This is a genomic window from Microcystis sp. M49636_WE2 (assembly GCF_030065375.1).
Classification (GTDB): Bacteria; Cyanobacteriota; Cyanobacteriia; order Cyanobacteriales; family Microcystaceae; genus Microcystis; species Microcystis aeruginosa_C.
In genome coordinates, this window is record NZ_JASJFG010000088.1 from 1 (window position 1) to 8690 (window position 8690).

The window sequence follows — 8690 nt, forward strand, 5'->3', positions numbered from 1 at the left end:
GCGATAATCTTAATCAGGTTTATGTAATTTCTAATTGATGCTACAGCCCGATTAATCTCCGACATGAAACGATTAAAAATATCTCCTATTTTACTTTTTACATAATAATCTATATCCACTTCTAGCAGCAGAATAACTGAATCAATTCGCATATCTTTTGCCATAATCAAAGACAAGTAAGTTCCTAAAAAATTACTGACAAAATTGGTAATGTGCTTGAGAATTAAAATCAATAATATCGCCGCAAACATCCAGAAAAAACGAGTATCGACCGAGAAAAACTCGAAAACTGAGAGCAGCTTTTTGATAATTTGGGGGGCAGTTTTTAAGATATCATTTTCGGGATTAATAAAAGAAATTAGTAAGGGGATAACTAAAATAGCTCCTACCCCATTAAATATGGTACTGGCAAAGCCGATAACAATACTGGAAACCACTAATATCCAGTGTTTCAGCGTATATTTAAGGAGAATTTGCTTAGGATTCATCGCTATAAGTAATAAAGTAAATAGTCAACGGTCAATTATCCTACTCGCTAGACTCTAATATTTCCCTTCCAGAGAAGTAATTATGCCAGAGAGAGTTGTCGCCATGGCGGTGGTACTGTAGGAGGCGATACAGCGCTCTCTCGCTTTTAGTCCTCGTGCATTAGCCGAGTCGAGATCTTTAAAAACTTCGCTAATCATGACAGCTAGTTGCTCTGGCGATCGAGGTTCGACTAAATAGCCAATATCAGCTAAAATTTCGGGAATATCTGCCACTTTAGTGGAAATAATCGGTTTAGCCATCGCCATACCATCGGTGAGTTTAATCGGAAATTGGGCGTTAGCCGTAGCTTCATCCCTCTGGGGAACGATAATAGCATGGGCAGCGGCAATAACTTCCGGCATTCGCTCGAGCGGTTGAGCAGGTAAATGAATTAACCAAGGTTGACCTTTTTCTAGCAAACTATCCAGATAACCATCCCCGATTTGGCGACCTCCCACCACCACCAATTTAAAATCAGGATCACCAATTTGATCTAAAGCGATTAAGACATCTTCTAAACCTTTGTGGGGTCTAGCTGTACCAGGGAACATTAAGACTTTATAGGCAGATAAACCGTATTTTTGACGACAAGCAACGGGATCGTAGAGATTGGGATCGAAAAGTTGCGTATCCTTGCCATTCGGTAAATAAATCCCCCCATAACGCTTTTGCAAAAATTGATTATTAACCGTCACCGCATCGGCGCGGTTAATTAAATTTTCCAGCCAACGCAGATAGAGAGGGTGATTCGGGTCCCTAAGCGCACCATTTTTTTTGAGGATATCCCTAGCTAATTGTCGAGGATGAGGACGATAGGACCATCGATCGCCACCAAACCAACTCATTTCCCAATCGTCAATATCAAGAATTAGGGGACGTGGGGAAAAAAAACGTTTCAGTAAACCGATGCCGAAACTGGTGGGACGGGGTTTAACCGCATAAATAATCTCTCCGGAGAGGCGATCGAGTAAAGTTTTGATCTGGCCAAAAAACTGGGGATAATTATTGCCTTTGACCGATACCACAGGTAAATTCTGCGGTGGGGTTGGATAGATTTCCCAGCCAAAAATCGGGCCATAGATCGTCACCTGACAGTTTAGCTGTTGCAAGACTTGAGCAATCAAATAGACTCGCGTGCCACCACCACCGGATAAATCTGGTGCTAAAACAGAGATTTTTTTGTTCACGATCGCCGCTCAATCCAGATTATCTAGCACGATAGGAGAATGTTAATCGATGTTAACGTTCTTGTCAATCTTAGGCGAACTTAACATTAATACCCCCAGAGATAGACTAGACAAAGAAAATTAACATATACATTGCCGAGACGACTAACTGAGTAAACATCACTGGTAAACCGTAGCGTAGAAAGGTATGAAAGCTAATTTTGCCCCCGTGTTGTTCGGCGATGCCAGCGGCGACAATATTAGAAGAAGCCCCCACTAAAGTACCATTACCCCCTAGGGTGGCTCCATACATCATCGCATAGAAAAGCGGTAAAACGGACGGGGGAAAAGAACCGGCATAATCGGGAGAAAGAACCTCCGTCCCGACTAAATTAACATTAACCAGGTACTGTTTCAGTAGTGGAACCATGGCCACCACTAGGGGAATATTCGGAACGACACTGGAAACAAGTCCGACAAAAAACAGCAAAACTAGAGAACCTAAAAAGATATTTTGGCCTAAAATTATCGCCAGAAGTCCCGATAAACTATTAACTACGCCAGTTTTTTCTAAGCCGCCAATTAGGACAAAAATTGACATAAAAAATAATAGGGTACTCCAGTCCACATCTCGGAGAATATTATGCACCGTATCGATTTTCGATTGCTGGGCTAAAAGTAGGGCTAAAGCTGCCCCCATCAAAGCAACAGCCGCCGGAGCAAGGGGTACAGGAAAAGATTCACCGACGACGAATAAAAATAAGACCAAAAAGACGATAATTCCCCCCACCGCTAAGACGCGAGGATGATTAATTTTCGGATGGGGTAAGTCTTCTAAATGCTCGAATTTTGTCCGCCAGATCGTGGGAAATAACCAAGGTAACATAACCAGAATGGTAATCACTGCCAAGGCACCACCTAAACTCAAACGCTGTAGGTATTCCATGAAGGTGATATTAATAGAATCACCGACGATATAAGTAGCGGGATCACCAACAATCGTTAATAACCCGGAACTGTTGGCCACGAAAACCATCAGGATTAAGAGCGGCACAAAATCCACGCCTATATCTTGAGCTAAGGGAGGAATTAGCGGGGCTAATAACATCACCGTGGTAGCGTTGGGTAACACCGCACAGATTGGGGTAGTAATGGCGACAATTCCTATTAGTAATAATTTGCCCTGTCCCTTTGCTAAAAGCACCATTTGTGCTGCTAAATAATCAAAAATTTTCGTTGGTTCAAAGGCTCTCACTAACACCATTACCCCAAAAAATAGGGCAAGAGTGGCATAACTGCGACTGATATAACCCACCGCTTCCTGGAGAGTCATGATATGGGTAAAAACTAAGATTAAAGCCCCCAGTAAAGCCGCTACGGTAATATGAAGCCACTCGAACATAATAACAACAATGACTGCAATAAAAGTCATCGCAGCAATCCACATTGGTAAAGATTCCAGCATTTTTGATCCTGTTTTTACTCTTGGTTTCTCAATAGGACTAAAAGTTTGCCCGAAAAATGTACAGCAAACTCATAGAAAATATGGTTATCTACGGAAAATCTTAAAATTGTTGTGATCGGTAATCTGACATGAGAATCTCCATAAACAATGTCTCCTGTAAGTTATGACTATCAAGTAGTACCAGCGACATAACTGAACCGATCAAGACATTACTAGGAATGTAGTGATGTTTCAGTCTTCCCCCCCACGCCGACGAAGTTAGCTGACGGGCTAGGATAGAGAGATATCCTTTTCTAGGCTAAAAAATCTAGAAATACGCCCCAAATGTGGTTCCTCCGCTCCGAATTTGTCTAGCTAATATCTAGCATAGAAACTTGGATTAGGCTGACTTACTCTGTTTAGTGATCCACCATAGCATACTAACCCAAAAAAAACGATATAGCCCTATACCAGACCTATCCTGTCGGTTATCCCCCGGGTTGCTAGGATAGAACAGTGATAAGCTAATAGCTAACGACTGACCGCCATAGCAGCTACAACAGAAATTTCGATGAATAGAAGACCTCGTTATACTCCTCCTCGATCGCGTGATCGTGATTATGAACGCTCCTATGGCGATGACTCCCGCGCTTCGTCCCCCGGAGGCCTATTGGCAAAATTAAACTATGCCATGATCGCCTTGATTGGTGGTATTTTTGTACTAGGAGTGGGTCTCGGTCTGGTATTCAGTTCTACTGCCAATTTTAGCCCCGAAAACGTCGCTTCCCGGGAAGTAATCGATCGCAGCGCCCCCAATGCGGAATTATGCGTGCAATTTGGGGCCAGTGCCATTGTCACCGATTTGCGGGTTTATGTCACCCTTAACCCCTTTAATGTTTTTGTTACCCAACCGGTTATGCAACCCGGTTGCGTTTTGCGACGCAATAACTGGTCAATTTTAGAACAACAAAAATTAGTCGATGGACAGCAGGTACAAAGTTGTAAAAACCGGATGAATACTTTTGGTTATACCGGCCCCTTGGAAGGCAAACCGAAAATCGATTGTATCTTCCAAAATGAAGCCGGTGGTAATCTTTTTGTTAATCCCGCCGGCGCTGTTGGTCCCAGACCAGATACAGATAAATTCTAAACCAGAAAATAAGTAGGTAGGCGTTAAAAATTATCAGACACCCCCCTTATCAAGGGGGGCAGGGGGGATCCCCCCGCCTATCGGCACCCCCCTTATCAAGGGGGGCAGGGGAGATCCCCCCGCCTATCGGCACCCCCCTTATCAAGGGGGGCAGGGGGGATCGAACCTAAAATCCATTTTTAATTTAATTATAACCAGCTACTTATCTTTCTCCTGACTACTGACTCCTAATCAACCGGAACAATTTTTGATTTTTACAAGAGGTCTAATGACTTAGCCATTGGGCCGTAGTCACCACAAAAATTCCGCCGGCTTTTTTTAAAAAAGGCTGAATTTTATCGATTAGACGACCGAGTTGTTCGTCACTATTACAAACGGTCATAATGTAGTTACCACTGTAATCACAATCCAAGTCATCACAGGATAAACCTCGATCGCCTTTTCCCGAAGTATTGCCAAAGACGGTATAACCGGAAACTCCGACAACATCAAGAACGCTTAAGGTTTCTTCCAGAAAAGCATGACTAACAATTATGTCCACTTTTTTGACAGTTTGTAGGGAAGGATGCGGGGATTCAAGCATGGTAGTTAAGTAAAAAAGGTACAAGTGAAAGAGAAAACTTTTGACAGGAATTATTTAAAAACCGCTGGGCTTTTTAGACTCCACAGCCAATGATTTTGATCATCTCTAGGTACAGAGGAATACCGATGATGATATTGAAAGGAAAAGTTAAAGCCAAGGCCATAGAAACGTATAAACTAGGATTCGCTTCGGGAACAGTCATTCTCATGGCCGCAGGAACAGCAATATAAGAGGCACTGGCACACAAAACAGCGAATAATAAAGCATTGCCCTGTTCAAATCCGAGAACCTTAGCGATGAGGATGCCCACCATAGCATTGATGACGGGAATAAATACCGAGAAACCGATGAGAAAAGGACCAGTGTTGCCTAATTCTCGAATTCTTTTCGCCGCCACTAATCCCATATCAAGGAGAAAGAAAGTTAAAGCACCATAAAAAATCCCTTGGGTGAAAGGTTCTAATTTTTCCCAGCCTTTTTCCCCCGTCAGCATACCAATAATAACACTACCGACTAAGAGAAATACCGAGCCATTTAAAAAGGCTTCATGTAGAACCTTTGACCAAGAAAATGCTTCTTCTTCGCCATTTTTCTCTTTAAAGACTCGCACCAGGATTAAACCCACTACAATCGCTGGCGATTCCATTAAAGCTAAGGCCGCTACCATGTGACCGCCATAGGAAATATGCAGTTTTTCTAAAAAAGAACTGGCGGTGATGAAAGTAACGGCACTAATGGAACCATAGGCGGCTGCAATCGCTGCTGCATTGGCACTATCGAGTTTAATTTTCAGGATAAAGAAAGTGTAAATGGGAACGATGCAAGCCATAACCACAGAGGCAATCAAAGTTAAAGCGATTTGGTTATTGATGCCACTTTCCGCTAGTTCATAGCCTCCCTTGAAACCAATCGCCATCAAAAGATAGAGAGAAAAGAGTTTAGGCAGTGGTTGGGGAATCTCTAGGTCGGATTTAAAAAATACTGCCAGCATTCCTAAGAAAAAGAACAAAACCGGCGGATTGAGAATATTGAACAGGATTAAGCTGCCATCCATAGGTTTGCGTACATTGAGTTATTCCAATCTATACTATTCAATTTTGAGAATACTGGCAAAATGTTAAGAACCAGATTAAAACGCTTAACGATGGCCGCCAAAAAAAATTAAGATGGGTGATGTTTCAGTGATCAGCTTCTCAAGGCAAGAGCCAACAGTCAAGAGGCAAAAGACAGAATCTGGCAATTCTCCTACCTAAAAAGAAGGTTAGAAACTAAGTACCTCAAAGCTTTTAACTTAACCAATTAGGTTTTAGATTCGGCCTTTGTTATCTTGAAACCGTCAGCCGTCAGCTTTTTCTACCCTCCCCCTTCTCCCCACTTGATAATTCAGGTTCTTCGGTTTGTGTTATGCAATGGACGGGGGTTATAAGGGATGAAACCCTTATAGAAACAGACATTACCGCAATTTTTGTCAATTGTTTGCGATCTGGAGCGAACTAATCAATTAAATCTCTTGCCAGATAAGGATTTAGTCGATTTATGCCCCCATATCGAACCATACCAAGTAACGAAGAACCATAATTCATAATTCATAATTCATAATTCATAATTCTCCCATTCCCGATCAATGGCAAAAATACAGCTTAAAACCCCAAAATCAGAGCATCTTGCCGCCATGGTGTCTCTTGATCGCAGCAGTCTCGGCGGTATTTGGACCCTATCCGGTTATGAACGGGAATTAAACAGCCCCAACAGTGAATTATTAATTCTTAACTTGGACCAGAAGGACGAAACCCTAATCGGATTGGCTTGTTTTTGGGCAATTCTCGAAGAAGCGCATATTACCCTCCTGGCAATTTATCCCGACTATCAAAGACAAGGATTAGGAAAACTGCTTCTCTACAAACTTCTTGAAAAGGCTGTACAAAGACAACTGGAAAGGGCTACGCTAGAGGTGAGGGTGTCGAACCAGTCAGCGATCGCACTCTACGAGCATTTTGGCTTCCGCGTCGCTGGAGAGCGGAAAAATTATTATTCGCAAACTGGCGAATCGGCCCTAATTTTCTGGCGCAACGATCTACAAACGGCCGCTTTTCAGGAACAATTAAACAAGTGGCGACAAGAAATCCTCTCAAGACTGGCGCAGGGAGAGTGGCAATTAGAGGAAGAAACCAGAGCCAAAATAGATACCATGGGGATGTCAAGATTACCTACAAGCTTAAATCAGGTCGAGGTTAGGGAAAAATGAGGATTTTAGTGTTGGCGTGGGAATTTCCACCGCGATTAGTGGGCGGTATCGCCCGTCATGTCGCTGAACTCTATCCCGAAATCGTCAAACTCGGTCATGAAGTCCATTTAATCACGATCGAATTCGGTCAGGCCCCCAGTTATGAACTGGTGGAAGGTATTCACATCCACCGCGTCCCCGTACCCCCCGGCAATGACTTTTTCCATTGGGTGGTCAACATGAATAACAGCATGGGACAACAAGGCGGCAAAATAATCGCCGAATACGGAAAATTTGACCTTGTTCATGCTCACGATTGGTTAGTAGGGGATGCAGCCATCGCCCTGAAACATCTCTTTAAAATACCCCTGATTGCCACTATTCACGCCACGGAATACGGACGTTATAACGGACTGCACACCGACACCCAACGCTATATCGGCAGCAAAGAGGGAACCCTCGTCTATAATGCTTGGCGCGTTATCGTCTGTACCGGCTATATGCGTCATGAAGTCCATCGGGCCTTGGGCGCACCCTGGGATAAAATCGATGTGGTTTATAACGGTATTCGGGCCGAGAAAAAGCAAAGAGACCCTAACTTTGATTACCGAGCTTTTCGTCGTCAATATGCCGAAGATCACGAAAAAATCGTCTATTACGTCGGGCGTATGACCTTTGAAAAGGGGGTTTCGGTGTTACTCAACGCTGCCCCAAAAGTCCTGGCCCAGACCGAGGGTCAAACTAAATTTGTCATTATCGGTGGCGGCAATACCGACAAACTCAAGCAACAGGCCTGGCATCTCGGTATCTGGCATCATTGTTATTTTACGGGCTTTATGTCCGATGAAAACCTCGATCGCTTCCAAACTGTGGCCGATTGTGCCGTTTTTCCCAGTCTTTACGAACCTTTTGGCATTGTCGCCCTGGAAAGTTTCGCCGCTAGGGTTCCCGTGGTAGTTTCCGATACCTGCGGTTTTCCCGAAGTTGTCCGTCATGGCCAAACGGGAATTGTCACCCGCGTCAATAATCCTGATTCCCTCGCTTGGGGCATTTTAGAGGTTTTAAATAATCCCGAATACGCTCAAAAATTAGTTAATAACGCCTACCAAGACCTAGAAAAACGCTTTCATTGGGCGAATTTAGCCCGTCAAACCGAGACAGTATATGGTTTGGTCGTCCAAGAACGACAACTGGTAGAATGGCGTTAATCAGGGAGCGGTTTTTTAGCCGTCAGCCGTCAGTATTACGGGTCAGTTTATACCCTAAAATAACAAAGGCACAACTTAACTTCTCCAACTATGACTATGAAAGCAGCTGAAATTATGACCACGGAGGTGGCCAAGATTAAAGGTTCTGAAACCGTTGCCAAAGCGGTACAATTGATGAGAGAAAAGAACATTAGAACTCTCATTGTTGATCGTCGTCACGATGAAGATGCTTACGGAATTATCACCGAAACCGATATTGTCTATAAAGTCGTCGCTTTCGGTCAAGATCCGCAAAAAGTGCGCGTCTATGAAGTGATGAGCAAACCCTGCATCGTGATTAATCCCGACCTCGGGGTTGAATATGTGGCCCGCTTATTTGCTAATACC

At 43.5% G+C, this 8690-nt stretch carries 8 protein-coding genes, 1 pseudogene and 1 riboswitch; of the genes and pseudogenes, 4 read left to right on the forward strand and 5 right to left on the reverse strand.

The features are described 5' to 3' along the window. The 3 genes and pseudogenes from PX484_RS02070 to PX484_RS02080 form a co-directional block, all read right to left on the reverse strand. Positions 1-488 (reverse strand): annotated as a pseudogene (locus PX484_RS02070) (ABC transporter ATP-binding protein); the annotation flags it as partial. Positions 489-542: 54 nt separating this feature from the next. Beyond that, positions 543-1715: a glycosyltransferase gene (locus PX484_RS02075; RefSeq protein ID WP_288102732.1), complete on the reverse strand. Its 1173-nt coding sequence runs from the start codon at positions 1713-1715 to the stop codon at positions 543-545. 106 nt (positions 1716-1821) lie between these two features. After that, entirely contained in the window at positions 1822-3159 is a 1338-nt protein-coding gene (locus tag PX484_RS02080) for an ArsB/NhaD family transporter (protein ID WP_002801668.1), read from the reverse strand. Between the two features lie 232 nt (positions 3160-3391). Then, a riboswitch (cyclic di-AMP (ydaO/yuaA leader) is annotated at positions 3392-3521 on the reverse strand. Positions 3522-3709: 188 nt separating this feature from the next. Here PX484_RS02080 and PX484_RS02085 point away from each other — a divergent pair. After that, positions 3710-4288, forward strand: a complete 579-nt coding sequence (locus tag PX484_RS02085) for a DUF3172 domain-containing protein (RefSeq protein ID WP_002801669.1) — start codon at positions 3710-3712, stop codon at positions 4286-4288. A 265-nt stretch (positions 4289-4553) separates the two neighbouring features. Here the strand turns inward: PX484_RS02085 and PX484_RS02090 are convergent, their stop codons facing one another. Further along, positions 4554-4871, reverse strand: coding sequence for a P-II family nitrogen regulator (locus PX484_RS02090; RefSeq protein ID WP_002801670.1), 318 nt, complete (start codon positions 4869-4871; stop codon positions 4554-4556). Between the two features lie 73 nt (positions 4872-4944). Next, the gene (locus tag PX484_RS02095) at positions 4945-5925 is read right to left on the reverse strand and encodes a sodium-dependent bicarbonate transport family permease (protein WP_287667248.1); all 981 of its coding nucleotides are present in this window, start codon (positions 5923-5925) and stop codon (positions 4945-4947) included. A 570-nt stretch (positions 5926-6495) separates the two neighbouring features. Between PX484_RS02095 and rimI the strand changes: the two genes are divergently transcribed. The 3 genes from rimI to PX484_RS02110 form a co-directional block, all read left to right on the forward strand. Next, positions 6496-7116: a ribosomal protein S18-alanine N-acetyltransferase gene (rimI, locus tag PX484_RS02100; protein ID WP_287667245.1), complete on the forward strand. Its 621-nt coding sequence runs from the start codon at positions 6496-6498 to the stop codon at positions 7114-7116. Continuing rightward, positions 7113-8303 (forward strand): glycosyltransferase family 4 protein, encoded by a 1191-nt coding sequence (locus PX484_RS02105; RefSeq protein ID WP_287667243.1) that lies wholly within the window; start codon positions 7113-7115, stop codon positions 8301-8303. The genes rimI and PX484_RS02105 overlap by 4 nt, the downstream gene beginning before the upstream one ends. Before the next feature lie 90 nt (positions 8304-8393). Next, positions 8394-8690 (forward strand): CBS domain-containing protein (locus tag PX484_RS02110; protein WP_288102733.1); only part of this gene is annotated, 297 nt, incomplete at its 3' end.